This window comes from Streptomyces sp. NPDC051064 (assembly GCF_044455985.1).
Lineage (GTDB): Bacteria > Actinomycetota > Actinomycetes > Streptomycetales > Streptomycetaceae > Streptomyces.
The window spans coordinates 664,137-688,392 of sequence record NZ_JBITFK010000004.1 but is presented as its reverse complement, the minus strand read 5'-3'; the positions used below and the strand labels follow the sequence as shown (position 1 = coordinate 688,392).

18 protein-coding genes, 2 tRNA genes, 2 pseudogenes and 1 riboswitch are annotated in these 24,256 nt (G+C 71.2%); of the genes and pseudogenes, 11 read left to right on the top strand and 11 right to left on the bottom strand.

The window, feature by feature from the left end; genetic code table 11:
- Positions 1-41: 41 nt before the first annotated feature.
- The gene (locus ACIBCU_RS18145) at positions 42-2,153 is read right to left on the bottom strand and encodes an asparagine synthase-related protein (RefSeq protein ID WP_362942697.1); all 2,112 of its coding nucleotides are present in this window, start codon (positions 2,151-2,153) and stop codon (positions 42-44) included.
- A 942-nt stretch (positions 2,154-3,095) separates the two neighbouring features.
- Between ACIBCU_RS18145 and ACIBCU_RS18140 the strand changes: the two genes are divergently transcribed.
- The 4 genes from ACIBCU_RS18140 (at position 3,096) to ACIBCU_RS18125 (ending at position 8,402) form a co-directional block, all read left to right on the top strand.
- Entirely contained in the window at positions 3,096-4,592 is a 1,497-nt protein-coding gene (locus tag ACIBCU_RS18140; RefSeq protein ID WP_362936243.1) for a sporulation protein, read from the top strand.
- A 169-nt stretch (positions 4,593-4,761) separates the two neighbouring features.
- Positions 4,762-6,018, top strand: a complete 1,257-nt coding sequence (lhgO, locus tag ACIBCU_RS18135) for an L-2-hydroxyglutarate oxidase (protein ID WP_362936240.1) — start codon at positions 4,762-4,764, stop codon at positions 6,016-6,018.
- Positions 6,011-6,883, top strand: coding sequence for a tRNA (guanosine(46)-N7)-methyltransferase TrmB (gene trmB / locus ACIBCU_RS18130; RefSeq protein WP_399232293.1), 873 nt, complete (start codon positions 6,011-6,013; stop codon positions 6,881-6,883). Before lhgO ends, trmB begins: the two co-directional genes overlap by 8 nt.
- A gap of 70 nt (positions 6,884-6,953) precedes the next feature.
- Complete coding sequence (locus ACIBCU_RS18125; RefSeq protein ID WP_362936234.1) at positions 6,954-8,402, top strand: PrsW family intramembrane metalloprotease; 1,449 nt, start codon at positions 6,954-6,956, stop codon at positions 8,400-8,402.
- Here ACIBCU_RS18125 and ACIBCU_RS18120 read toward each other — a convergent pair.
- The 5 genes from ACIBCU_RS18120 to ACIBCU_RS18100 form a co-directional block, all read right to left on the bottom strand.
- Positions 8,399-9,343, bottom strand: a complete 945-nt coding sequence (locus ACIBCU_RS18120) for an aldo/keto reductase (RefSeq protein ID WP_399232291.1) — start codon at positions 9,341-9,343, stop codon at positions 8,399-8,401. The genes ACIBCU_RS18125 and ACIBCU_RS18120 overlap by 4 nt on opposite strands.
- Positions 9,344-9,566: 223 nt before the next feature.
- The gene (locus tag ACIBCU_RS18115) at positions 9,567-10,607 is read right to left on the bottom strand and encodes a M23 family metallopeptidase (RefSeq protein WP_399232289.1); all 1,041 of its coding nucleotides are present in this window, start codon (positions 10,605-10,607) and stop codon (positions 9,567-9,569) included.
- Positions 10,608-10,618: 11 nt separating this feature from the next.
- Positions 10,619-10,771, bottom strand: a riboswitch (cyclic di-AMP (ydaO/yuaA leader).
- 233 nt (positions 10,772-11,004) lie between these two features.
- Positions 11,005-12,162 carry a PP2C family protein-serine/threonine phosphatase gene (locus tag ACIBCU_RS18110; RefSeq protein WP_362936225.1) on the bottom strand — a complete coding sequence of 386 codons (1,158 nt, stop codon included), beginning with the start codon at positions 12,160-12,162 and terminating at the stop codon, positions 11,005-11,007.
- Positions 12,163-12,296: 134 nt separating this feature from the next.
- Positions 12,297-13,043, bottom strand: coding sequence for a MerR family transcriptional regulator (locus tag ACIBCU_RS18105; protein ID WP_399232286.1), 747 nt, complete (start codon positions 13,041-13,043; stop codon positions 12,297-12,299).
- Between the two features lie 115 nt (positions 13,044-13,158).
- Positions 13,159-13,232 (bottom strand) — tRNA-Met (locus ACIBCU_RS18100).
- 472 nt (positions 13,233-13,704) lie between these two features.
- Here ACIBCU_RS18100 and ACIBCU_RS18095 point away from each other — a divergent pair.
- The 3 genes from ACIBCU_RS18095 (at position 13,705) to ACIBCU_RS18085 (ending at position 15,766) form a co-directional block, all read left to right on the top strand.
- Complete coding sequence (locus tag ACIBCU_RS18095) at positions 13,705-15,090, top strand: FAD-binding oxidoreductase (protein WP_399232284.1); 1,386 nt, start codon at positions 13,705-13,707, stop codon at positions 15,088-15,090.
- Between the two features lie 210 nt (positions 15,091-15,300).
- Positions 15,301-15,459: a hypothetical protein gene (locus ACIBCU_RS18090; protein ID WP_399232282.1), complete on the top strand. Its 159-nt coding sequence runs from the start codon at positions 15,301-15,303 to the stop codon at positions 15,457-15,459.
- 85 nt (positions 15,460-15,544) lie between these two features.
- Positions 15,545-15,766: a hypothetical protein gene (locus ACIBCU_RS18085; protein ID WP_104787660.1), complete on the top strand. Its 222-nt coding sequence runs from the start codon at positions 15,545-15,547 to the stop codon at positions 15,764-15,766.
- 24 nt (positions 15,767-15,790) lie between these two features.
- On the opposite strand, the gene ACIBCU_RS18080 is transcribed toward ACIBCU_RS18085, so the two are convergent.
- Positions 15,791-17,131 carry an ABC transporter substrate-binding protein gene (locus ACIBCU_RS18080; RefSeq protein ID WP_399232280.1) on the bottom strand — a complete coding sequence of 447 codons (1,341 nt, stop codon included), beginning with the start codon at positions 17,129-17,131 and terminating at the stop codon, positions 15,791-15,793.
- Between the two features lie 363 nt (positions 17,132-17,494).
- On the opposite strand from ACIBCU_RS18080, the gene ACIBCU_RS18075 reads away from it, so the two are divergent.
- Positions 17,495-17,950, top strand: a complete 456-nt coding sequence (locus ACIBCU_RS18075; protein ID WP_362936210.1) for a MarR family transcriptional regulator — start codon at positions 17,495-17,497, stop codon at positions 17,948-17,950.
- 733 nt (positions 17,951-18,683) lie between these two features.
- Complete coding sequence (locus ACIBCU_RS18070; protein WP_362936207.1) at positions 18,684-19,016, top strand: MerR family transcriptional regulator; 333 nt, start codon at positions 18,684-18,686, stop codon at positions 19,014-19,016.
- A 177-nt stretch (positions 19,017-19,193) separates the two neighbouring features.
- Here the strand turns inward: ACIBCU_RS18070 and ACIBCU_RS18065 are convergent.
- A pseudogene (locus ACIBCU_RS18065) lies at positions 19,194-19,337 on the bottom strand (TerD family protein); the annotation flags it as partial.
- Positions 19,338-19,590: 253 nt separating this feature from the next.
- Here ACIBCU_RS18065 and ACIBCU_RS18060 point away from each other — a divergent pair.
- Entirely contained in the window at positions 19,591-20,931 is a 1,341-nt protein-coding gene (locus ACIBCU_RS18060; protein ID WP_399232277.1) for a hemolysin family protein, read from the top strand.
- A complete protein-coding gene (locus ACIBCU_RS18055) occupies positions 20,928-21,947 on the top strand; it encodes a hemolysin family protein (RefSeq protein ID WP_362936201.1) in 1,020 nt (339 codons plus the stop codon). Before ACIBCU_RS18060 ends, ACIBCU_RS18055 begins: the two co-directional genes overlap by 4 nt.
- Positions 21,948-22,223: 276 nt before the next feature.
- On the opposite strand, the gene ACIBCU_RS18050 is transcribed toward ACIBCU_RS18055, so the two are convergent.
- From ACIBCU_RS18050 to ACIBCU_RS18040, 3 genes and pseudogenes are all read right to left on the bottom strand, one after another.
- Positions 22,224-22,297, bottom strand: a tRNA-Lys gene (locus tag ACIBCU_RS18050).
- Positions 22,298-22,388: 91 nt separating this feature from the next.
- The gene (locus ACIBCU_RS18045; RefSeq protein ID WP_399232275.1) at positions 22,389-23,933 is read right to left on the bottom strand and encodes an amino acid permease; all 1,545 of its coding nucleotides are present in this window, start codon (positions 23,931-23,933) and stop codon (positions 22,389-22,391) included.
- Positions 23,934-24,035: 102 nt separating this feature from the next.
- Positions 24,036-24,256, bottom strand: a pseudogene (locus ACIBCU_RS18040) (RNA helicase); the annotation flags it as partial.

The window sequence follows — 24,256 nt, the reverse complement described above, 5'->3', positions numbered from 1 at the left end:
TTGTGTCCCCCGCGAGCCCGGCCTGATCCGGACGAAAGGCCTCAGGGCTGCAAGGTGCGGCGGGCCGGGACGACGCCGCCCGCCACCGCTCGCTGCCGTGGGGCCGCCGTGCCGGTCCAGCAGGTGCCCCGGCGGGTGACCAGACGGCGGAGCCAGAGTTCCGTGGACGCCAGCTCGGCCAGGCCGTCCAGGGGGAGCGGCTCGCCCTCCGAGGCCGCGCGCAGTGCCTTGCGCACGACGCGTGCCTCGATCAGGCCCGCGTCGGCCAGCAACGGGGCGTCGAAGAGGGCGATCAGATCCGGAAGGGCGGCACGCAGGCCGATGCGTCCGGCGGCGTTCGAGGTGGCCTGTGACGGCGTGCCCCAGCCGGGCGGCAGTTCGTGGATACCGGCGCCCGCGAGAACCCGGCGCAGGATGGCGGCGCGGGCGCCCGGCTGGACCCGCAGCGATTCCGGGAGGGCGCGGGCGGCCCGCACGACCTGGTTGTCGAGGTAAGGGGCGTGCAGCCGCTGGCTGCGGATCTCCGCAGCCTGCTCCAGGATCCGCTGGTCGGCCGCGTGCCGGGCCAGCGCCGCGCGGGCCCTGGCCTCCCCGGGGCGCTGGACCGAGGCGGGCCGGATGGCCGCCTCCTGGAGGCGAACCGATACTTCCGCGAGCGCCTCCCCGGTGAGCCAGCGCGCGGCCGGTCCCGGCCGGGACCAGGCGAGGGAGGCGAGCGAGGCGTCGGCCGGGGTGTCGAGGTCGGGGGCGTCACGATTGGCGTCGGGCAGCAGGGACGCCGCCGTCTCGAGCCCGGTGCGGTACGACGTACGGGCCAGCCTGCGGGCGGCCCGGTAGACGGCCAGCGGCACGAACAGGGAGTGCGTGGAGGGCCCTTCGGCCCTGGCGAGCGCGGCGACGGGCCGCAGGAGGTGGCGTCTGCGCCGGTCCATGAGGAGGTCGGCGAGCCGCGCCGGATGGGCGTCCAGGACCTGACGGGCGCCGTGGCCGACGAAGTGGTCCGCGCTGCCCGCGGCCAGTCGGCGGCGGTGGCGTTCGGCGACGACGAGGGACGGGGCGGGCTCGTCGGTGAGCGGGCCGCTCTCCAGGGACGCGTACGGCAGGGCCTCCTCGCCCGCCGCCACGACCACATGGTGCAGGCGGGGGTTGGCCGCGATGACCCGGGCGCGCTCCAGCTCGTCCTCACGGCCCTGCGTGGACAGGTCGTTGAAGGTGACGGCGAGGAGCCGTTCGCCCGCCCCCGTGCCATGGCCCAGCACGGTGCCCGGCAGCCCGGGCAGCCCCGCGGCCAGCAGGGCGAGCGTGGCGGAGGCGCTGCCGCCGGAGAGGTCCGCGCCGATGCCGGGTACGGGCGCCCCACGGGCCGCGCGGCGTTCGGCGGGCCCCATGCCGGGGACGGGCCCGGGATCGGGCGGCATGGTCTCCGGGGCGTGGCGGGGGGCCGTGAGCCGTGCCCGTACGGCGTCGACGAGCGCGTCCCGCACGCCTTCGACGGCGCTCACCGGATCGGTCTGGGCGGCCGCCACGGCCAGCGAGGCCACCGCCTCGTACCCGGTGATCTCGCGCGAGCCCTCGCGGAGGATCAGCGCGTGCCCGGGCGGGATCCGCTTCACTCCCGCGTACGGTGTGCCGTCGCCCAGCGCCTCCGGCGTCTCGGGGCAGGCCAGCAGCGCGGCGAGGTGGCCGATGTCCAGCTGCGCCTCGATGAGGTCGGCGAGCGGGAGGGCGGCGGTGGCGTACGCGGTGCCGTTGGCCCAGGGCGTGTGGAAGACGGGGCGGGCTCCGGCGAGGTCGCCGGCGACGGTGATGCGGCGGCCGATCTGCACGACGGCCGTGTAACTGCCGGACCAGGCGGTGAGATGCCGCAGCGCCCCGCCACGGGCGGCCAGCAGCCCGACGCGGAGCTGTTCGTCGGTGGCCCCGCAGCAGCCGAGGACGGCGAGGCGGGTGGTGGGCGCCCCCTCGGGGGTCGCGACCGTGATGATGCGGATCTCGTCAGGGCGCCAGTCCCCCACGGCCCAGAGCGGATCCGGGTCCCCCCACAGGAGTTGGGATCCCACCGGCTGGACGGTGCGCCCCTCCCCGTGGTGGCCGACCGCGCCCACAGTGCCGAAACTCGCGGCGATACTGCTCCACCCCACCAACCAACGCATCGCCGCCTCCACAGGCTGTGGACGAACCGGCGTACCAGGACACGGAAACGCCGTTGCGGGACATGCTGCCACGACAACGGCGCCCGGGAGGGGGTACGGGCGGCGCACACCGGATGCGCATGCGCCCCTGGCAAGAGCCTGGCCACGGCTCTGCCCGGCCCTCCACAACGGAAGCGGATCTTCCGGGAGTTGCGGCGTCCGGCCCTGAGCGCCGCCCCTGCCCCGGCCGAGGCGCGGAACAGACGCGATCCGGCCATAGTCGGGCGGCTTCGCCACGCTCCGCCCGACCGGCGCTATTCGGCCATTCTCGGATCGCGACGGAACCGGGTGTTTCGCTCAGGACAGCGTGCCGGGGGCGCACACCGCGCAACCCTCCCAGGGGCCGCGTGCGGGTGTCCCGGGGGTCCACGGCTCCGCCCGGGATCACCGTCCGAGGTGCGGCGACGTGCGGGCCCGCGCATCCCCCCGGTGCGCCGGCCCGCACGACCGCTTCCTCGAACCCCGCCCGTGCGGCGCACAGTCCGGGAGGTGTTCGTCACCTCCCGGACCGGTTCGCCGCCCGCGGGGATTGGGGCGGCGGTCTCCCCCAGCCCGCCGAGTCCAGTTCAGCGGGCCGACCCACGCAGGATCCATCGAAGCGCTTGCGCGACGGCCGGACCAGAGCGCACGGCCGGGCGCACGGCCACACATCAGGAGCACGGCACACACGCCCCGCACCGCACGGACAACATTCCCGCCATACGGAGGTCTGCCCCTTAACGGTGGGGATGCGGCGAACTACGCTGGGTTTACCGATGTTCTCAGCAGGGCGGCATATTCCACGGGGCTCGGCCAAATGCGTGTGCGGCCGGAGTGCCCGGGACCGTACCTGGGGAGAACACGGTACGAATGCCGCGCGCCTGAGGGTGACGCGGCGGCCGTCTGTGTGTCGAGGGGTGGCGCATGTCCAGGGAGCAACGCGGGCCGAACGAGAAGCTCGGCACAGTTCTCGCCCTCGCGGGAATCAGCAACGCCGGGCTCGCCCGGCGGGTCAACGACCTCGGAGCACAGCGCGGGCTGACACTTCGTTACGACAAGACGTCGGTGGCCAGGTGGGTCGCCAAGGGCATGGTGCCGCAGGGTGCCGCGCCCCATCTCATCGCGGCGGCGATAGGGGCCAAACTCGGCCGTCCCGTCCCGCTGCACGAGATAGGGCTCGCCGACGCCGATCCGGCGCCGGAGGTCGGTCTCGCCTTCCCCCGCGACGTGGGTGAGGCGGTCCGCTCGGCGACGGATCTGTACCGGCTGGATCTGGCGGGCCGACGGGGCGGCGGAGGGATCTGGCAGTCGCTGGCGGGTTCCTTCGCGGTGAGCGCCTATGCGACCCCCGCGTCCCGCTGGCTCATAACCCCCGCCGATCCGTCGGTCGCACGGGACCCGACCGCCGCCCAGGCCGCGATCCTCGGCACGGAGGGCGCACCCGGCGCGCAGGTCGGTGTGCCCGTCCAGCCCGGCCCGGACACCGCCGTCGACGGCCCGCTGCTGCGCGTGGGCCACAGCGACGTGACCAAGCTGCGCGAGGCAGCCCAGGACGCGCGCCGGTGGGACTCCAAGTACGGCGGCGGCGACTGGCGTTCCTCCATGGTCCCGGAGTGCTTACGGGTCGACGCCGCCCCGCTCCTCCTGGGCTCGTACAGCGACGAGGTGGGCAGGGCGCTCTTCGGCGCCTCCGCCGAGCTGACCAGGCTCGCCGGGTGGATGGCCTTCGACACCGGCCAGCAGGAAGCCGCCCAGCGCTACTACATCCAGGCGCTGCGCCTGGCCCGTGCCGCCGCCGACGTACCGCTGGGCGGATACGTCCTGGCGTCGATGTCCCTGCAGGCGACGTACCGGGGCTTCGCCGACGAGGGCGTCGACCTCGCGCAGGCCGCGGTCGAGCGCAACCGTGGGCTCGCCACCGCGCGGACCATGAGCTTCTTCCGGCTCGTGGAGGCGCGCGCCCACGCGAAGGCAGGCGACGCACCGGCCGCGGGGGCCGCTCTCCGGGCCGCCGAGAGCTGGCTGGAGCGCTCCCGGGCCGGCGATTCCGACCCGGCGTGGCTCGGGTTCTACTCGTACGACAGGTTCGCCGCCGACGCCGCCGAGTGCTACCGCGACCTCAAGGCGCCCCGTCAGGTACGGCGCTTCACCGAGCAGGCCCTGTCGAAACCCACCGACGAGTTCGTCCGCTCGCACGGGCTGCGGCTCGTCGTGTCCGCGGTCGCCGAGCTGGAGTCGGGCAACCTCGACGCCGCCTGCGCGGCCGGGACGCGGGCGGTGGAGGTGGCCGGACGCATCTCCTCGGCGCGCACCACCGAGTACGTACGCGACCTGCTGCACCGCCTGGAGCCGTACGGGGACGAGCCCCGCGTGGCCGAGCTACGGGAACGGGCCCGTCCGCTCCTCGTCGCCCCGGCATAGGCCCTTCACGGGCGGGGCCCCGAGGCTCCACCGTTACGCCCCGGTTTCACCCGATCTTCGCCGGATCCGGGGAAAGCTTGTGGGAGAAACGTCCCGCCACGCAGACGCCTTCCCTGGTTTGAGCCCGTTGTCAGTGGGTCAGTGCACTATCGGGGTGGGAGGTGGCGTGATGATGACGCACGCGGCGTACGACTGCGATGTGCTGGTGATCGGTGGCGGAATCGTCGGTCTGTCGACCGCGTACGCGATCACGCGCACCGCGCCCGGGACCCGGGTCACGGTGCTGGAGAAGGAGTGGGGCCCGGCCAAGCACCAGACGGGACGCAACAGCGGGGTGATCCACAGCGGCATCTACTACGCGCCGGGCTCGCTCAAGGCGCGCTACGCGGTGCGGGGCGCCGCCGAGCTGGTGGACTTCTGCGCGGAGCACAAGATCGCCCACGCGGTGACGGGCAAGCTGATCGTCGCGACCGACAGGGGAGAGCTGCCCCGGCTGCACGCCCTGGTGCAGCGCGGACGGGCGCACGGCCTGCCCGTCCGGGAGCTCGGCCCCGCCCAGATCGCGGAGTACGAACCACGGGTGCGCGGCCTCGCGGCGATCCGGGTGGGGACGACGGGGGTGTGCGACTTCACCGCGGTCGCCGTCCGGTTCGCCGCGGAGGTGAGCGCCTCGGGCGGACAGATCCGTTACGGCGCGGAGGTCGTCGCCGTCGACCGACGCCCCTGGGGTGTCGCGGTGCGCACGGCCGACGGCCAGGTGGTCAGGGCCCGTGTGCTGGTGAACTGCGCGGGGCTGCACAGCGACCGGGTGGCGCGGCTCGCGGGCGACGACCCGGGCGCGCGCATCGTGCCGTTCCGCGGGGAGTACTACGAGCTGGCCAGGCCGGAGCTGGTGCGCGGGCTCGTCTATCCGGTGCCGGACCCGGCGTTCCCCTTCCTCGGGGTCCATCTGACCCGGGGCGTCGACGGCACGGTCCACGTCGGTCCGAACGCCGTGCCGGCCCTGGCCCGCGAGGGATACGGCCGGGCGGTCGTCCACCCGCGCGAGCTGGCCGGCACCCTGGCCTGGCCCGGCTCCTGGCGGATCGCCCGGCGGCACTGGCGGTACGGGGCGGGCGAGGTGCACAGATCCCTGTCGAAGAGCGCGTTCACCCGGGCCGTCCAGCGGCTGCTGCCGGAGGTGACGGAGGCCGATCTGCGGCCCTCCCCGGCCGGGGTCAGGGCCCAGGCGGTCCTGCGGGACGGCACGCTGGTGGACGACTTCCTGATCCGGGACGCCCCGCACACCGTGCACGTGCTGAACGCCCCGTCCCCCGCCGCGACCGCGTCCCTGCCCATCGGGAGGGAGGTGGCACGCCGGGCCCTGCTGCGGGCTCGCGCGACGGGGTGGGCGCCTCCCGCCGTAGAATCGGGTCATTGTGTCTGAGCCCCTGAACCCCACCCCAGAGACGCCCCGCCCCGCCGCGGAGACGGCCGGCGCCACGCCGGAGACCGGCCCCGGTGCCACGACGGACGCGGACGCCGCGGAGCGGCGCGCCGCCTCCTTCGAGCGACAGCGCAGGCTGCGCCAGGAGCCCCGCTTCCCCGGCGGCCCGGCCGCCGACCCGGCAGGCTCGCACCACGAGCGCCGGATCCGCAGCTTCCAGCCCCGCCGCAGCCGGGTGACCGCCGGCCAGGAGGACGCCCTGCAGCGGCTGTGGCCCAAGTGGGGCCTGGACATCGACGGCAAGGGCGTGCTCGACCTCCCCACCCTGTTCGACGGCCTCCCGGTGGTCCTGGAGATCGGCTTCGGCATGGGCGAGGCGACGGCGCAGATGGCGGCCGACGACCCCGGCACCGGGATCCTGGCCGTCGACGTCCACACCCCCGGCCAGGGCAACCTGCTGGGTCTCGCGGACCGGGCCGGGGTGTCCAACGTCCGTGTCGCCAACGGCGACGCGATCATCCTGCTCCGCGAGATGCTGGAGCCGGCCGCTCTGGACGGGCTCCGCGTGTATTTCCCCGATCCATGGCCCAAGAAGCGGCACCACAAGAGGCGGCTGATCCAGCCGGAGTTCCTCGACCTGGTGGCGCGGCGGCTGAAGCCGGGCGCGCTCGTCCACTGCGCGACGGACTGGGAGCCGTACGCGGAGCAGATGCTGGAAGTCCTGACGGCCCACCCCCTGTTCGAGAACACTCAGGCGGACGGCGGCTACGCGCCGCGGCCCGCGTTCCGGCCGCTGACCCGCTTCGAGGGCCAGGGCCTGGACAAGGGCCACGTCGTGCACGACGTGCTGTTCACCCGTCGCTGATCAGCCACGACCCGTCAGCTCGGTCACGGCGGCATGGCCAGGTGTCAGTGACCCTCGTTAGGCTCGTCGGGTGTACCAGGGGTCCGTGCAGCACCAGCAGCCGGACGTCCCGGTTCTCGAGGAGCAGAAGCTCGACGAGTTCCTGGGCGCCGTCCCGGAGCGAGGCCAGTGGCGTTACCGGCCCCGCCGCGTCGGCATGGTCTGGCGCAGCAAGGCGTTCCGCGCCGGTGCGCTGATCACGGTGCTCGCGCTCTGCGGTCTGGTGATCCTGGCCCTGGTGCGCCGGCAGACGGGCACCGAGGGCTTCCTGGTGGGGCTGGGGCTGGCCGTGCTGCCCGTGCCGCTGCTGATGGCGGCGTTCCGCTGGCTCGACCGGGTCGAGCCGGGCCCCTGGCGGAATCTGCTGTTCGCGTTCTCCTGGGGCGCGTGCGCCGCCGCGCTCGTGGCGATCATCGCCAACTCCTTCGCGACCCGGTGGATAGCGACGGCCACCGCGGATCCGGCGAGCGCCGACACCCTCGGGGCCACGGTCGTCGCCCCGGTCGTCGAGGAGAGCGCGAAGGCCATCGCGGTCCTGCTGATCTTCCTCTTCCGCAGACGGCAGTTCGGCGGGATCGTCGACGGCATCGTGGTCGCCGGGTTCACCGCGACCGGCTTCGCCTTCACCGAGAACATCCTCTACCTGGGCAACGCCTTCGGCGAGGACCAGCAGATGGGGACCACGGGCTTCGCCTCGGTGACGGCGGGGACGTTCTTCGTCCGCGTGGTCATGTCGCCGTTCGCGCACCCCTTGTTCACCGTGCTCTCCGGCATCGGCTTCGGCATCGCGGCGCTCGGCGGCTCGCGCCACCGGGTGCGCCGGGTCGTCCTGCCCCTGCTCGGGCTCACCCTCGCCATGGGCATGCACGCCCTGTGGAACGGCTCGTCGGCCTTCGGACCGTACGGCTTCTACGCGGTGTACGGCGCGTTCATGGTGCCGTGCTTCGGGCTGGTGACCTGGCTGGCGGTCTGGTCGCGCCAGCGGGAGCTGCGCACGCTCTCCACCGAGCTGCCGGTGTACGCGGCGGCCGGCTGGCTGACCCCCGCCGAGCCGCTCGCGCTGGCCTCGATGCGGGCGCGGGGCATGGCCCGCGACATGGCCAGGCACTGGAACAGCCACCCGGACCGCGCCCGGGGCAGGGCCGCGGCCCGCGCCGTCGCGGAGTACGAGTCGTTCGCCACGTCCCTGGCCATGCTGCGCCGGAGGGCACGCCATGACGGCGCCGGCCCGGACTTCGCCCTCCGCGAGCAGGAGTTGCTGCACCATCTGTGGCACCGCCGGGAGATCGCGGCGCCGGCTCTGACGTACGCGGCCCACGCGACGGGGCGGCTACGCACTTTCCGCCCGCCGGCCCCGCCGCCGTTCCCCCGTCAGTTCCCGTACAGCGGCCCGCCGCAGCACCTCCCCGCACCGCACCGGCACTACGGCGGCCACAACCCGTACCTGGAGGACGGCGGGCGCCCCGACGGTCCGTCCTAGGCGGATGCTTCGGTCAGCTCCGCCAGCTCCTGGTCGGTCAGCCGGAGTTCCGCCACCGCCACCAGCGCCGGCAGCTGCTCGACCGTACGCGCGGAGGCGATGGGCGCGGTCACGGTCGGCTGCGAGGCCAGCCAGGCGAGGGCCACGGTGGCGATCTCGGCACCGTGCTCCTGGGCGATCCTGTCGAGCGCCGTGAGCACCTTGCGCCCGCGCTCGGTCTCCAGGTGCTTGGCCGCACCCTCGGCCCGCGCGCTCTCGACCGAGGCGCCCACCCGGTACTTGCCGGTGAGGAAGCCCGAGGCGAGCGCGAAGTACGGGACGGCGGCGAGACCGGAAGCGGCCGCCGTGTCCTGGAGCGCGCCCTCGTAGGTGTCGCGCGAGACGAGGTTGTAGTGCGGCTGCAGCGCGACGTACCGGGCGAGGCCCTCGCGCTCGGAGAAGTCCAGGGAGGCCTGGAGCCGCTCGGGGCTGATGTTGGAGGCGGCGATCTCCCGGACCGTGCCGGCCTTCACCAGCTGGTCGAGCGCGGTGATGATCTCCTCGACGGGGACGCTCTCGTCGTCAAAGTGCGTGTAGTAGAGGTCGATGTGATCGGTGCCGAGCCGGCGCAGGGAGGCCTCGGCCCCCGCCTTGATCGTGGTGGGCGAGAGGCCCTTGTACGCGGGATGTGCGCCGACCTTCGTGGCGATGACGACATCGTCGCGGCGGGAGCGGGCCGCCAGCCACTTGCCGATGAGAGTCTCCGACTCACCGCCCTCGTTGCCCGGGACCCAGGCGGAGTAGGAGTCGGCCGTGTCGATGAAGTTGCCTCCGGCCGCCACGTACGCGTCGAGAACGGCGAAGGTGCGGTCCTCGTCGGCCGTCCAGCCGAAGACGTTGCCGCCGAGGGCGAGGGGGAAGACCTGAAGGCTCGAGGAACCGAGCGGGCGCAGAGAAGTCATACCCGGCGACAACGATCCGACTGAGGCCACTATTCCGTTTACGGCCCCGGACAGACCGGCGGCCCTGACGTCGGGGGGTCGTACGTCAGGGCCGCCGGGGTTCCGGTACGCCGCGTGCGGCGTCAGCGTCCGAACGGGATCAGTCAGCGTCCGCCCAGGATCAGGCGGTGCCCGAACGCAATCAGCCGGTGCCCGAACGGAATCAGTCAGCGTCCGAGCGGGATCAGACCGAGAGACCCTTGCTGCCCAGCCAGCCCATCGGGTCGATGCCGGTGCCGTCCGGGGTGTGCACCTCCAGGTGGAGGTGCGGTCCGGTCACGTTGCCGGTGGCGCCGACGCGGCCGATGGTCTCGCCGGTGGTGACCTTCTGTCCGGCGGTGACGTCCATCGAGGACTGGTGGCAGTACCAGATCTCCGTGCCGTCATCGAGCTCCAGGACCGTGCGGTAGCCGTACGAGCCGGACCAGCCGGCCGACTTCACGGTGCCGCTGTGCACGGCCTTGACCGGCGTGCCGGTCGGAGCCGCGAAGTCCAGGCCGGTGTGGTGACCGGACGACCACATCGAACCGGACTGCCCGTAGGTCGAGGTGATGGTGTACGAGGAGGTCGGAATGGCGTAGCTGGCGGCGAGCTTGGCGAGGCGCTCGGCCTCGGCCTTCTTCTTCGCCGCCTCTTCGGCCGCCTTCTTCTTCGCGGCGGCCTTGGCCTCCGCCTCGCTCTGCTGCTTCGCCGCCTCGGCCGCGGCCGCCTCGGCCGCCGCCTGCTCCTCCGCGGCCTTGGCCTCGGCCTCGGCTCCGGCCTGCTGCTGCTCGGCCTGCTGGAGGATGCGCGCGCGGAGCGCCTCGCCCGCGTCGGTGGTGCCCTGCTCGGCCTCGGCGGCGGTGATGCCCGCGCTGGTCAGCGGGGAGGACGCGGCGACGGTCTCGTGGTCCGAGTCGGAGTCGCCGGACATGAAGGCGCCCACGCCGGGAAGGGACTTGGCGTCAGGGAGATTGTCCGCGATGGAATCGGGAAGAGAGATGGAGACCGGCGGCTTGCTCTGCGCGGTGGCCATGCCACCCGCTCCGACGGCCGCGATGACGCCGACGCCGAGGACGGTGGAGCTACGGGCGAGACCGCGCTGCTTGGCTACGCGGTGCCGGCCGCGTACGGGACGGATGGACTCCTCGGTGGGGTTCCATTCATCCCAAGTCCTGTCCTCATCACCGAAGCTTCCGGTCCTGAAGGATGACGGGGCCTCGGGGGCAGGCTGATTGGACGCCACGTGGGCGCACTCCTTTCCTTCCTTCTCGCCTACCGGGTTAGCTGACGGGTTCGGAGCAGGAAGGTCTCCTACGGACCCCTTCGTCCCTCGCGAGACACAGGTGTCCGATTCACCCCATGTAGGTGGTTCCCCGGTTCCCTTGCGGAATTCGGCGCTGCGCACGGTGCCGTCTCTTGCGACGGCAGGTACAACCGCGCTGCGTTATCGAACGTTAATAGACACCCGGGTCCGATTCCAAGCTGTTCCCAGGGATCAGTCATGACTCCGGCCTGGACTTTCAGGGGTCAAACGGGCGCAAACGGGCGAGTTGAGCACCCCTCATCCAGCCAGCAGTTTCTGACGGTGCGTCAAATGTTATGCGGAGCGAGGTCCTTCGACTACCGACGGTCGCGACCGGTCATCCACGGTCCCGCCCCACGATCTTCACCGTCGTCCGACGCTCCTGCTGACCCCGAGCCGGACGGCCGACCGCGAGGAGCGCCAGGTCGTCCGTCGACCGGCCGCCGGTGTGCAGCCGTACGTCGTCGGTGAGCGCGGAGAGCAGTTCCTCGGGCCCCGGGAAGAGCCGGCCGCGCAGCCGGGCCGCCGGGTCGTAGAAGACGCCCTTCGCGTCCCGCGCCTCGGAGAGCCCGTCCGTGAACGCCAGGAACATCGACCCGGCCGGCAGTGTCCACTCGTCCGACCGGTCCGGCCACGCGTCCAGCCCCATCCCGAGCGGCAGCGCGGGAGCCGTCGGCGCCAGCACGTCGAGCGCCCCGTCCGCGTGCAGGATGAGCGGCTCGGGGTGCCCGCGGTTGACGACCCGCAGGACATCCGACCCGGACGGAATCTCCGCGACGACCGCGGTGACGAACCCCTCCATCGAGTCGAGCCCGCCCCGTCGCGAGGCCTCACGGGCCAGCGCCCGCTCCAGCCGCTGGACGACCCCCTCCAGCGACCTCTCCTGCTCGGCGGCCTCCCGGAACGCACCGATCACGACGGCCACCGCGGCCACGGCGTCCAGCCCCTTGCCCCGTACGTCCCCGAGGACCAGGCGCACCCCGTACGGCGTGTCCGCGACCGCGAACAGGTCGCCGCCGACGAACTCGTCCGCCTGGGCCGCCTCGTACCGCGCCGCGACCTGCAGTCCGCCGATCCGCTCCTCGGGCGTCGGGAGCACCGCGCGCATCGCGGTCTCCGCGATGACCCGTGCCGAGGCCAGCTGTTCGTTCCTGCGGCGCACGACGCGGTTGATGACGAGGGAGAGCGCGGCGACCGTGACCAGGGTGAGCAGATCGGTGACCGGCACGACCCTGCCGAGCGCGCCGTCCGAGATCCGGATGGCGAGCACCACGAGGATCGCGGCCGCCCCGACACGGACGGTGCTGGCCAGCGAGAAGAACGGTGCGGCGATCAGTGGCGCCGCGGCGAAGAGCGGAACAGCGGAGACCACGGCCGGGGTCGCGAGGTCGAGGACGACGCCGGCACCGATCATCAGAGCCGGCAGCGCGCGCACGAAAATCCGGGAACGGGAGTTCCCAGGTGAGCTCCCCCGCCGTCCGTCCCGCTTCCCCACCTGTGCGCTCCTGCCCGCTCCACCCACGGGTGCGGACGGTACCGCGCCCCACCCGGGCCGTCCGGAGCCGCGCCGAACGGCGACTCGTCATCGGCCAAAGGGAGGAGCGCCCCGCAGCGCCCGCCCGCCGGTGGTCAGCCGGGGAGCCGGTGCTGCGCGTAGACCGTCAGTGCGTCCCGTACGAAGACGGCGGTTCCGTCCCCGTGGCGATCGTAGTTCCTCCCGAAGCGGGGATCGGCGACGTACATCTCCCCGATGCCTGTGACATACGCACGCGTGACTTCCATGGTCGCCGACAGCCACTCGCAGTGCCGGCGCGCGATGTCCTGCACCTCGTCGCTGCCGGCCTCCAGGCCGGCCGCCCTGGCCTCCCCGTAGTCCCGGGCGATGGCATCGTGCGCGCCCCGGAATCGCGCGCGCCCGTCCTCGCTCAGCCCGCGCCACCGCCGGCCGCTCCGCTCGTACGCCTCCTTGCCCCAGCGCTCGGTGACCTCCTGCTCGTACACCGTGTGGTCGAAGCCGTCGAACACTTCCTCGGCCATGAGTTCCTCCCCTTCCTCGGTCCTGCGGAGAGTGGTCCGCACCGAGGCGATCTGCCGCCCGATGCGCTCGCGCTCCTGCTCCAGCAGGCGCAGATGGGCCCGGAGCGCCGCCGAGGTGTCCCGCTGTCCTTCCAGCACGTCCTTGATCGCGGGCAGCGGGAGCCCCAGCTCCCGCAGGAGCAGGATGCGCTGGAGCCGGACCAGGGCCTCCTGGTCGTAATAGCGGTAGCCGTTGGCGCCCGTGCGGCTCGGCACGAGGAGACCGATGTCGCCGTAGTGCCGGAGAGTCCGGCTCGTGGTGCTGGCGCGCCGGGCGATTTCCTGGATGGACCACTCCATGCCGGAAACGCTAGATCTTTACGCAGCGTCAAGGTCAAGCCCCGCACCGGACGGGCGGGTGACGGCACATGACAGAGGCCCGGATCCTCGAAAGGATCCGGGCCTCTGTCTTCAGTAGCGGGGACAGGATTTGAACCTGCGACCTCTGGGTTATGAGCCCAGCGAGCTACCGAGCTGCTCCACCCCGCGCCGTTGTGATTGCAACTCTACGCCATCCGGGACGGTGCTCCGACCACTTATGGCCGCACCTGCCCCGCACCCCCCGCGACAGGGGGCCCCTCACCCCCGGCCCCATACGTCAACACAGCGTGCGGACTGTGCAGTTGCCAGGCGCAGTGACGTGCTCAAGGGTGTTGCCGCACCCCCCGATCTTGCGTTTTTCCTGTCTGGAGGGCTACCGAAGTCCCACACCGCACAGACCCGCCCCGGCCTCCCCCGGCACACCGCCGCAGGGCTGAGCCCGCGCCGTGCCCGGGCCGGCACCGGGGCACGGCTCCGCGATTGCACGGCGTCCGGAGCGGCGGGACGCTGGGAGGGCAAGCCTTTCGGTGTTCGGTCCCGTCTGCGCGGCATCCCAGGTGCCGGCGTCGGCCCAGCTGCCTCACCCGATGCGGGGGTGTGCCAGGGGAGGCCGGGCGCATGCATGCGCTAGGAGACGACCATGGACGGCACCCTGCTCGAAACGATGAGGACAGCTCTGCGCGGCCCGGTCATCGGCCCGGACGACCAGGAGTACGGGCAGGCCCGCACGGTCTACAACGCCATGATCGACAAGAGGCCGGCGGCCGTGGTCCGGTGCCGCGACACGGCGGATGTCATGGCTGCCGTCGACTTCGTCCGCGACAACGGCCTGGACGTCGCGGTCCGGGGCGGCGGGCACAGCGGTCCCGGCCTCGGCCTCAGGGACGACGCCGTGACGCTCGACCTCTCGCCCATGCACGGCGTACGGGTCGACCCGGCCACCCAGACCGCACAGGCGGACGGCGGCGCGACACTGGGCGACCTCGACCACGTCACCCATGCCTTCGGCCTCGCCACCCCGGCGGGGATCATGTCCACCACCGGCGTCGGCGGGCTCACCCTCGGCGGCGGTCACGGCTATCTCACCCGGAAGTACGGCCTCTCGGTGGACAACCTGGTCTCCGCGGACGTGGTCCTGGCCGACGGCAGCTTCGTCGCCACCAACCCGAGCGAGCACCCCGACCTGTTCTGGGCGCTGCGTGGCGGCGGCGGCAACTTCGGCGTCGTCACGTCGTTCGACTTCGAGCTGCACCCCGTCGACACGGTGGGCGTCGGCATCACCGTATGGCCCCTGGAGCTCTTCCAGGACGTCATGCGCTGGTACCGCGACTTCCTGCCGCAGGCACCGGACGACCTGTACGGCTTCTTCGCCTCACTGAGCGTCCCGCCGGGGCCGCCCTTCCCCGAGGAGATACACGGACAGAAGATGTGCGGGGTCGTCTGGTCCTCGACGGCCGACCCGGACTCCCTGGGCGAGACCCTCGCCGTGGTGAACGAACCGGGGCCGCCCGCCTTCCACTTCACCGCGCCGATGCCCTATCCGGCGCTGCAGTCGATGTTCGACGCGCTGATGCCGTCCGGCCTCCAGTGGTACTGGCGCGGTGACTTCTTCGACGGCATCACGGACGACGCCGTCGACGTGCACACCGCCTTCGCCGAGAAACTCCCCACCGGCCTGTCGACCATGCACCTGTACCCGGTCGACGGAGCCGCCGGCCGAGTCGGCCCCGACGACACCGCTTGGGCCTACCGTGACGCGCTCTGGTCGGGCGTCATCGCCGGCATCGATCCCGACCCGGCCAACGCAGCGGCGCTGCGGGAGTGGGCCGTAGGCTACTGGGAGGCGCTGCACCCGCACTCCATGGGCGGCGGCTACGTGAACTTCCTCGGCGCGGGCGAGTCCCAGGACCGGGTCCGGGCCACCTACCGAGGCCACCACGACCGGCTCGCGGAGATCAAGCGGTCCTACGACCCGCACAACCTCTTCCACGCAAACCAGAACATCGAGCCCGCACCGCCACACTGACCGTCACGCCGGGCTCGCAATACCGGGGGAAAGCCGTGCTGGGAGGGTTACAGTCTGCATGCACCGCACGATGATCCGGACGCCCCCGGAGCGGCGCGGCACCGGTAGCGGCACCTCGTCGCCCTACCGGTCAGGACCGGTCCGGCATGCAGCGCAGCAGCGATTCGGTCACGGGGCTCTCACCGCACACCTACGTACAGGACACCTGAGATGACCGACATGCCTGCCCGCACGACCCAGCGCCACCCCGACGCGGCCTCCGCGGCCACGACCGCCGACAAGGGCGCCTCGTCGCCGCTGCCCACTCCGCAGTACGCGGGCCTGTTCATCGAGCCCGACCTGCCCCCGGTCGCCGACGAGCCCGAATGACCGGGCTGCCGTGACCGGCCCCGCGAGTCCGTCCCCGAGCGGCCGGCCCGAGTGACCGGTACGGCCGCACGGTCGTTGGGAGACCATGCGCATCCGTATCGGCGTGGTCGTCCTCGCAGTGGTCCTGCTGATCGCCGCGTTCATCTCGAACATCCCGACAGAGGCCGAGACCGAGGCGGCCTGCCGGCGGGCCCTCGACAACACGTCGACGTGGACCTTCCGGCCGGACGTCTGCCTGGACGTGTCCGCGGAGACCTACCGGACGTTCCTCCTGATGTACCAGTTGCGGGAGGAAGGCCTGGACTGAGAGGGAGGGCGGGCCTCCGGCCCGTCAGCCCTGCTGTTCCTTCCACTCCGCCTGGGCCTCGTCGAGGGCCTCGGCGAACGTGTCCAGGAAGTCCTTGGCACTCGTCTTGCCGAGCAGCACCTTCTGGAAGCCCGATTCGCTGTCGGCCTTGGACAGGGTGTTCCAGTCCGGCAGGTAGTAGGGCAGCTGGACGATCTTGGTGTCGCCCGAGAACAGCGCCTCGGCACCGAGCTTGGTGGTCTCGGCCTTGTCGAGCCAGGGGTCCTCGGCGGCCTCCTTGTTGGCCGGGATCAGGCCCGCGGACTCGCTGAACTTGGAGTTCGAGGCGTGGGACGCCGCGAACTCGATGAACTTCCATGCCGCCGCCTTGTTCTCGGACGACTTGAGCAGACCCAGGCCGGAGACCGGGTTGGAGACCATCACCCGGGTGCCGTCGGCCAGTTCGGGCTGCGGGATACCGCGGAACTTGTCGGTGCCGAGCGAGCTCACGTGGTCCTGGTAGGACCCCAGGTTGTGATTGAGCATGGCGATGCTGCCGGAGTCGAACTGGGCGACCATCTTGGTGAAGTCGTTGTTGAGGTCGGCCTCCGGGGTGGCCTTCTTGTACAGGCCCGCGTACTTCTCCAGTGCCGCCACGTTCTTCGGGTCGTTGACCGTCGTCCTCGTGCCGGAGGCGTCCCAGAAGGAGTCGATGCCCGACTGCCCGTACATCGCGTCCAGCGCCTGCGCGATCGAGCCCGGGCCGCCGCGGATGGTGTAGCCGAACCGGTTCTTCTGCCGGTCCGTCAGCTTCGCGGCGGACTTGTAGAAGTCGTCCCAGGTGTCCGGCTCGCCCAGCCCGGCCTTCTTGAACAGGTCCGTACGGTAATAGAGGACGCCGTTGGTGGCGGAGATCGGCACCGTGTACATCTCGTCCCGGCCGGCGGCGCTCCGCACGTTCTCGACCATCGCCTCGTTGAGCTTGCCCTTGAGGGAGCTCGCCTCGACCCGGTCGTCCAGCGGTTCCAGCGCGTCCTGCGCGGTGATCCCGGCGACCATCGCGGCGCCCACGCCCCCGACGTCCGGCAGACCGCCGCCCTGGATGGCGGTGTCGTACTTGGACTGGGCCTCGGTGGACGCGATCCCCACGTACTGCACGTCGATGTCCGGGTTCGCCTTCTCGAAGTCGGCGATGATCTCCTTCCAGATCGCCGTACGGACGCCCCCGTTCTCGTCCCAGAACACGATCTTCCCGGTGCCCGAGCCCTCCGCGCCCTTCGCGCCGGTGATCCCGCTGCCGTCGTCACCGCAGGCGGTGGCGGTGAGGGCCAGGGCGGAGACCAGGGATATCGCGGCGGCGAGACGGCTGTTGCGGGGTTTGATCATGGTCGGCTCTCTTCTCTGAGTGCTCACCTGCGGGGCGCTCGGCACCATGCCGCCGCAACGTGTAGCCGTGGGGGAGGACGCTCGGCTCTCATATCGCGTCTCATATATGACATACGAAGACAACGCGAAGAACGTAAAGTCGGCCCGCTCCCAGGGTCAATGCCCGTGCAGCAGAAAGTTCCTGGACCCCGCACGCCGACCAGAGGCACCCCGGGCCGGCCGCGTCGGCGCGACGCCTGCCGATTTGCATTACGCACACGATGTGGCCTATGCACTTTGCCATGACCATACGATGAAGTCGGCACGTACAACGGCACGACGAGACACCGGCCTCGCCCGGCAGGAAGCAGGAGGTGCCCGCGCATGAACAGGGCAACGCAAGAGGTCGAGTACGAGCAGATGCTGCTCAGCCGTCACGGCCTGCTCACCCACAGAAAGGGACGCCGCAAGGACGGCCTCCTGGAGCGGAGCGCGTACGTCCTGCTCAGCCGCATCCGCGTCCAGGGCCCGATGTCCGTCGGCGAGCTCAGCGAAGCCTTCGATCTCGACGTCTCCACCCTCAACCGGCAGACGGCCGCGGTCATGCGCGCCGGCTTCGTGGAGCGCATCCCGGATCCGGACGGGGGCATGGCCCGCAAGTTCCGCATCACCGAGGAGGGCGCGAGGACTCTCGACGCGGAACGCGAGGGCATGGTCAGCTCACTGCAGCGGGTCATGGCCGACTGGCCCGACGAGGACATCTCCGCCTTCGCCGGCTATCTGCGCCGCTTCAACACCGACCTCGAACGCCTCGGCGGCCGCCCCTGGCCACGGCCCTGAGTCCGGAGACACAGGGCGGGGCGCCCTGCTCCGGGCCCCTCCGCGCCGCGGCGTGGCAGCCTGGCCGGACAGGCGGAAGGAGCAATACACGAGCCCGCCCCGGCCCGACGCGGTCGCCTTGTTTTCCCGACCCGTCTCACCGCTTCGCCGCCTCGCCGCCTCGCGCGGCTCACGCTTCCCACCCCGCCGGCGAAGCAGTTTCCTCACATAACTGCAGCAGGAAGCCCCTCATCCCGCTCCGGAGAAAATCTATTGTGGTCGAGGTAGACATCCGGCTTCCAGTGTGGCTAGAGTTTTCTTCGTAGCCAAGACGGTAAAGAGGGCACGGCAGACATGAACTGCCGTGCACGCAGGATCAGAACACGCGGAACGGCGGTGGAGCGGGGGAGCCGGAAACGGTGGGTTCCCTCACTGGCTGCCGGGCCGAGCGGCCCTCGGGGCCGCATGCAGTACCGCAGGATCCGCAGTGACAACCGATACACAGAACAAGGTAAGGAGCAGACGCCATCAGGATCGCCCGGGCGCGACGAAGCACCGCCCGGGTACCGCAGGCCCCAGAACGGAAGGTGGTCCCCGGTCACGCATACGCGATCCCCGCACCTCCGCCCTCTCAGGCGGACAGGCGGAACAAGAAGGCCGGTGCAGTCAGCCGGTAGATGGTGTTGAACGCTCGGGGCCCGGGTGCCGCAAGGCACCCGGGCCCCTCGGACGTGTCCCCGAAAGAAGAGGTGCTATGCCCCCTCGCAGTCCCCGCCCCGCCGACAGCCTCGACGACGACGATTACCCCGCCTACACGATGGGCCGTGCCGCCGACATGCTCGGCACCACCCCCGCCTTCCTCCGCGCCCTCGGCGAGATGCGCCTGATCACCCCGCTGCGCTCGGAAGGCGGCCACCGCCGGTACTCCCGCTACCAGCTGCGCATCGCCGCCCGTGCCCGTGAGTTCGTCGACCGGGGCACCAAGATCGAGGATGCCTGTCGCATCGTCATCCTCGAAGACCAACTCGAAGAAGCCCAGCGCATCAACGCCGAGCACCACGCCGCGTCGAAATCCGGGACCCCGTAGGGCAGGTCTCCCCACCAGGTCTCCCGCACGCCCGCCCCGCCCTTCCGCTCACGCACGTGTCCAGGTACGACGAAGCGACCCGACCGGCCGAAGCCGGTCGAGGGCGGTATGGCGGGCGTCACCCTCGATTTCACCCAGACCGCCTGTCGGCTGCCCGAGGTCGAGGGGCGGGTCGAGACCGACGGAGTGGATCCCGGCTACGGCGGCGTGACGGACGGAGCCGTCGTCGCTGACGAGGTATTGGAAGAAGACGACGTCCACCGCCTTCTTGTCGGCGAAGAGCACGGCCGAGGCGTCCAGCACCGCGCTGCGCGCCGCCGACAGCCACCTCGCGGCGGTCACGGGCGGCAAGGGAACAGTCCTCGGCTTCGTCACCATGGAAGATGTACTGGAAGAACTGGTCGGACCGGCCACCTGACAGGCCGAGCGGCCTACCGCAGATCCGGTGATACTCGGGCCAGGACTGCAGTCCCAGCAGACCCGCAGCCCTCATCCACACCTTTTTGAAGGAGCACGTCTTGTCCGCCAGTTCGACGGACCCCGACGGTCCGGGACATAGCGCCCAGGTTGTCCGATGAACGCCGTACTCGGCTTACTGGCCGTCCTCGTCCTGACCGCAGGCACCGGCTACTTCGTCGCCCAGGAATTCGCCTACGTCGCCGCCGACCGGCTGGCCCTCGCCCGTGAGGCCGAAGCCGGTGACAAGCGCGCCGCCCGCGCCGTGAAGGTACTCGAACGGCTCTCCTTCATGCTCTCGGGCGCCCAGCTGGGGATCACCGTCACCGGCCTGGTCGTCGGCTTTCTCGCCGAGCCGTCCGTCTCCGCTCTGCTGCGACCCGCGCTGTCCGGCCTGAGCCTCCCCGAGGGCGCCGTTTCCATCATCTCGGTGACGCTCGCCTTCGTCATGGCGACGGTCGTGCAGATGGTGCTCGGCGAGCTGGCCCCCAAGAACCTCGCCCTTGCAGTCCCCGAGCGGCTCGCCAAGTCCCTGTCGGCCTCCACCCTGGCGTATCTCAAGGTGGTCGGCCCGGTGGTGCACCTTTTCGACGCCGCGGCGAACAAGCTGCTGCACAGGGTCGGCATCGAGCCGGTCGAGGAGCTGCACCACGGCGCGACCCTGGAGGAGCTCAGCCACCTGATCGGCGAGTCCCACGAGCAGGGACAGCTGCCTCGCGCCAACGCCGCACTGTTGGGCCACGCTCTGGAGTTCTCCGAGCGCACCCTGGACGAGGTCATGGTGCCGAGCGTCGATGTCATCTACGTGCGCGCCGACGCGCCCGCCACCGAGGTCGTGCGCCTGATTGCCACATACGGGCATTCCAACTACCCGGTCACGGGCGAGCGGCCCGACGACATCGCAGGAGTGATCGGCGTACGCGAACTGATGCGGCTGCCGGCCGCCCGCCTCGACGCAGTCACCGCCGGTGAGCTGGCCAGGCGCCCGCTGTTGCTTCCCGACACGCTGCCGCTGCCCGGCGCTGTGGAGCAGATGCGGGAGCGGAAGCAGGAATTCGCGGTCGTGCTCGACGAGCACGGCGGCTTCGCCGGGATCGTCACCTTCGAGGACATCGCCGAGGAGCTCGTCGGCGAGATCGCCGACGAGTCCGACCAGGTCATCGAGATCGCGGCAGCCGAGGGAAACGGGTGGCTGGTCGACGCCGGCCGCCGCCTGGACGAAATCGCCGAAGCCACCGGCATCGAACTGCCCGAGGAAGAGGACTACGACACCGCAGCCGGCCTGATCGTGGACCGGCTCGGCCGCTTCCCTGCCATCGGCGACCGCCTCACGGTTGGTCCCGTCCTCATCGAAGTCCGTACCCTCGACCGCCACGTCCCCGACCGCATCCACCTGGAGCGCCTGCCGGACACCGCCCCTGGCGCCGCCGCCCCGCGCGATGAGGAGCCGACCGCATGAGCTTCCCCCTGGCCCTCTTCATCACCCTGCTCCTGCTGATCGGCAGCGGCTTCTTCGTCGCGGCCGAGTTCGCGCTGGTGGCCGCCAAGCGGCACCGCATGGAGCGCGCCGCCGCAAAGGGCCGGCGCGGCGCCAAGTCGGCCCTCGCAGGGATGCGCGAACTGTCCCTGATGCTCGCCGGCGCTCAGCTCGGCATCACCATCTGCACCCTGGGCCTGGGATCGATCTCCAAGCCCGCCATCTCCCACGAGCTGGACCCGCTGCTGGAGAAACTCGGTCTGCCCAGCGGACTGAGCTACGGCATCGCCTTCGCTGTAGCCATGACCGTGGTCGTCTTCCTGCACATGGTGCTCGGCGAGATGGCACCCAAATCCTGGGCCATCGCCCACCCCGAGCGCGCCGCGATGCTGCTCACCCCACCGTTCCGAGCCCTCATCCGCGTCGTGCGCCCGCTGATCTGGGTGCTCAACAAGGTGAGCAACGCGCTCGTACGGCTGTGCCGCGTCACCCCGCGCGACGAACTCACCTCCGTTCACAACCGGGAGCAGCTCACCCACCTCGTGGAGGAGTCCGCGCGCCTCGGCCTGATCAGCACAACCGACTCCAGCCTGATCACCCGCTCCCTGAGCGAACCCCAGACCCCGGTCGAGCAGCTCCAGGTACCCGCCACACAGATCAGTTACGTCGAGGCCGACGCCGACACCGACGCCATCCTTGCCGCGGCAGCAGCGGCCGACCACACCCGGCTGCTTGTACGCGACGGCGAAGGCATCCTCGGCTCGGTACACGCCCGCGATGCATTGGTCGCGCGCGCCCAAGGCCGGGCTCTGACGGCCCGCGCACTCGCCCGACCGGTACCGGAGCTGGCCTCGGGCCATACCGTGTCCCACGCGGTCGAGCAGCTCCAGCTCCGACGGGCATCGCTGGCCGTGGTGCGCGACGGGGAGGGCCGGCTCACCGGTCTCGTCAGCCTCGACGACCTCATCATCCGGCTGATGGGACCGCAGACGGTGTGACATCAGCTGTTCCGCGCGCCCGGAGCCGCCGTACCTCCACGGCACAGCGTTCGAGCGCTTCACGCGCTGCCGACGAGTGTGGACAGCAGAGGTCCGGACAACAAACGAGGCCCAGCGCCGCAACCTCGGCCTTCGTCATGGAGCGGTGGCAAGGCAGGCACGTAGCTCGCCGTCGTGCTACGCATGGACCCGGTAATGACTGAGCGCCCCTTCTGGCCGAAACCGGAAGGGGCGCTCAGTGCCAGGTCGGAGGGGGTGTACCCCGCCTGTGATCGGTAGGCCGTGTGGGACTCGAACCCACAACCAACGGATTAAAAGTCCGCTGCTCTGACCAATTGAGCTAACGGCCCCTGATGGATCACTCCCCGAGCATAGCTGCCCCGGGCCCGGCAGCCGATCGGGTATCGGGTGCCGGGCCCTGTCATGGCCGGGACGGGCCGGTCAGTCCCTGCTCGTGCGCTTGTGATCCTGGACTTCCGGCTTGAGGAACCAGTGGCGGGCCGAGACCAGCCACCAGACCGCGGCGAAGCCGAGCACCACCAGCACGGCCAGCGGTGCGTAGTTGAAGCTCTCCCAGGTGACCGGGGACACCTGGGGCAGCATGAAGAGCACCGTGATCACCCCGACCCAGGTCACCGCGATGACGCCGATGGGCCGGGACCACCGGCCCAGGTGCCAGGGCCCCCTCACGAAGTCGTCGCCCCGCAGAAGCCTGAGCAGCGTGGGGATGACGTAGGCGATGTAGAGGCCGATGACCGCGATGGACGTCACGGCGGCGTACGCGGTGACGTTGATGAGGTACGGCAGGCCGAGGGCCAGGGCGCCGAGAGCGGCCAGCCAGACCGCTGCGACGGGCGTGCGGGTGCGGGGGCTGACCGTGTGCCACACCCGGGAGAAGGGCAGCGCCCCGTCGCGCGAGAAAGCGTAGATCATGCGGCTGTTGGCGGTCACCGAGGCCATCCCGCAGAACAGCTGGGCTCCGATCACGACGAGCAGCAGGAGCTTGCCCGTGGTGGCTCCCAGCGCGTCCAGGAGGATCTGGGCGGGCGGGGCGCCGGTCGGGGAGTTCAGCGCGCCGTCGTACGACTGGATGGCGAAGGTGAAGCCCAGCAGGAGCACGAAGCCGGCGATCCAGGACGTCCAGATCGACTGCACGATGCCGCGCGGGCCCGCCACGGCCGCGTCGTGGGTCTCCTCCGTCATATGGGCCGAGGCGTCGTACCCCGTGAAGGTGTACTGCGCCATCAGCAGGCCGATCATCACGACGTAGAAGCCGCTGCCCCAGCCGGTGTTGTTGACGAACTCGGTGAAGACGTACGACGCCGACTGGTGCGAGTCCGGCACGAAGGTGAGCGCCCCCACGATGACGGCGACCCCGACGACGTGCCACCACACACTCACGTTGTTGAGGACGGCGACGATGCCGACCCCGAAGGTGTTCAGCAGGCCGTGCAGGATCAGGATCGCCGCGAAGAGCAGGATCGTACGGCCGGGTGTGACCTCGAAACCGAACTGCAGGTTCAGGTACGCCCCGAGGAAGGACGCCGCCCCGAAGTCGATGCCGGCGGTGACGGCCACCTGACCCAGCACGTTGAACCAGCCGGCGAACCAGGCCCACGCCGCGGCCGAACGCGGTGGGGCGAGGCGGTGGGCCCAGAAGTACAGGCCCGCGGACGTCGGGTACGCCGAACAGATCTCGGCCATCGCCAGGCCGACGAACAGCGTCATCAGCCCGACGCCCACCCATCCCCAGGTGATGACAGCGGGACCGCCGGTGTTCATGCCGAACAGATACAGCGTCAGGCAGCCGGAGAGCACCGAGATGATCGTGAACGAGACGGCGTAGTTGGAGAAGGCGGACATCCGGCGCGCGAGCACCTGGGTGTAGCCGAGTTCCGCCAGCCGCTCCTCGTCGGAGGTGGGAGCGGATGGACTCCGGAGGGCCTCGGGCGGTGGCTCTGCCGCCACGGCTTCGTCGTTTGTCATGCCCCCAGCGATGCCCTGACACGGACGCCGGAAACGCCGCGGGGCCCGTACGCCACCGAAGTGTCGTACGGGCCCCGCGGTCGGTCAGCCTGTCAGCCGGACTCAGCCGTTGCGCTTCCAGCGCGGCTTGTCGTCCCGGCGGCCGAAGGTGCCGGTGCCGGTACCCGTGCCGGTGCCACCACGGTGGTCGTCGCGGCGGCCGGTCGGGCGGTCGCCGCCACCGGAGCGGAAGCCGCCCGAGGGACGGTCGTCACGACGGTCGCGGTTGAACGGACGGTCGCCGCCACCGGCGCGGAAGCCACCGGACGGACGGTCGTCACGAC

Excerpts from the sequence above, each read along its gene's own strand:
- ACIBCU_RS18090 (WP_399232282.1), top strand. The coding sequence starts at position 15,301 with ATGACCGACATGCCTGCCCGCACGACCCAGCGCCACCCCGACGCGGCC.
- ACIBCU_RS18105 (WP_399232286.1), bottom strand. The coding sequence starts at position 13,043 with ATGGAGTGGTCCATCCAGGAAATCGCCCGGCGCGCCAGCACCACGAGC.
- ACIBCU_RS18055 (WP_362936201.1), top strand. The coding sequence starts at position 20,928 with ATGAGCTTCCCCCTGGCCCTCTTCATCACCCTGCTCCTGCTGATCGGC.
- ACIBCU_RS18120 (WP_399232291.1), bottom strand. The coding sequence starts at position 9,343 with ATGACTTCTCTGCGCCCGCTCGGTTCCTCGAGCCTTCAGGTCTTCCCC.
- ACIBCU_RS18080 (WP_399232280.1), bottom strand. The coding sequence starts at position 17,131 with ATGATCAAACCCCGCAACAGCCGTCTCGCCGCCGCGATATCCCTGGTC.
- ACIBCU_RS18045 (WP_399232275.1), bottom strand. The coding sequence starts at position 23,933 with ATGACAAACGACGAAGCCGTGGCGGCAGAGCCACCGCCCGAGGCCCTC.
- ACIBCU_RS18095 (WP_399232284.1), top strand. The coding sequence starts at position 13,705 with ATGGACGGCACCCTGCTCGAAACGATGAGGACAGCTCTGCGCGGCCCG.
- ACIBCU_RS18070 (WP_362936207.1), top strand. The coding sequence starts at position 18,684 with ATGCCCCCTCGCAGTCCCCGCCCCGCCGACAGCCTCGACGACGACGAT.
- lhgO (WP_362936240.1), top strand. The coding sequence starts at position 4,762 with ATGATGACGCACGCGGCGTACGACTGCGATGTGCTGGTGATCGGTGGC.
- ACIBCU_RS18140 (WP_362936243.1), top strand. The coding sequence starts at position 3,096 with ATGTCCAGGGAGCAACGCGGGCCGAACGAGAAGCTCGGCACAGTTCTC.
- ACIBCU_RS18060 (WP_399232277.1), top strand. The coding sequence starts at position 19,591 with ATGAACGCCGTACTCGGCTTACTGGCCGTCCTCGTCCTGACCGCAGGC.
- ACIBCU_RS18075 (WP_362936210.1), top strand. The coding sequence starts at position 17,495 with ATGAACAGGGCAACGCAAGAGGTCGAGTACGAGCAGATGCTGCTCAGC.
- ACIBCU_RS18085 (WP_104787660.1), top strand. The coding sequence starts at position 15,545 with ATGCGCATCCGTATCGGCGTGGTCGTCCTCGCAGTGGTCCTGCTGATC.
- ACIBCU_RS18145 (WP_362942697.1), bottom strand. The coding sequence starts at position 2,153 with ATGCGTTGGTTGGTGGGGTGGAGCAGTATCGCCGCGAGTTTCGGCACT.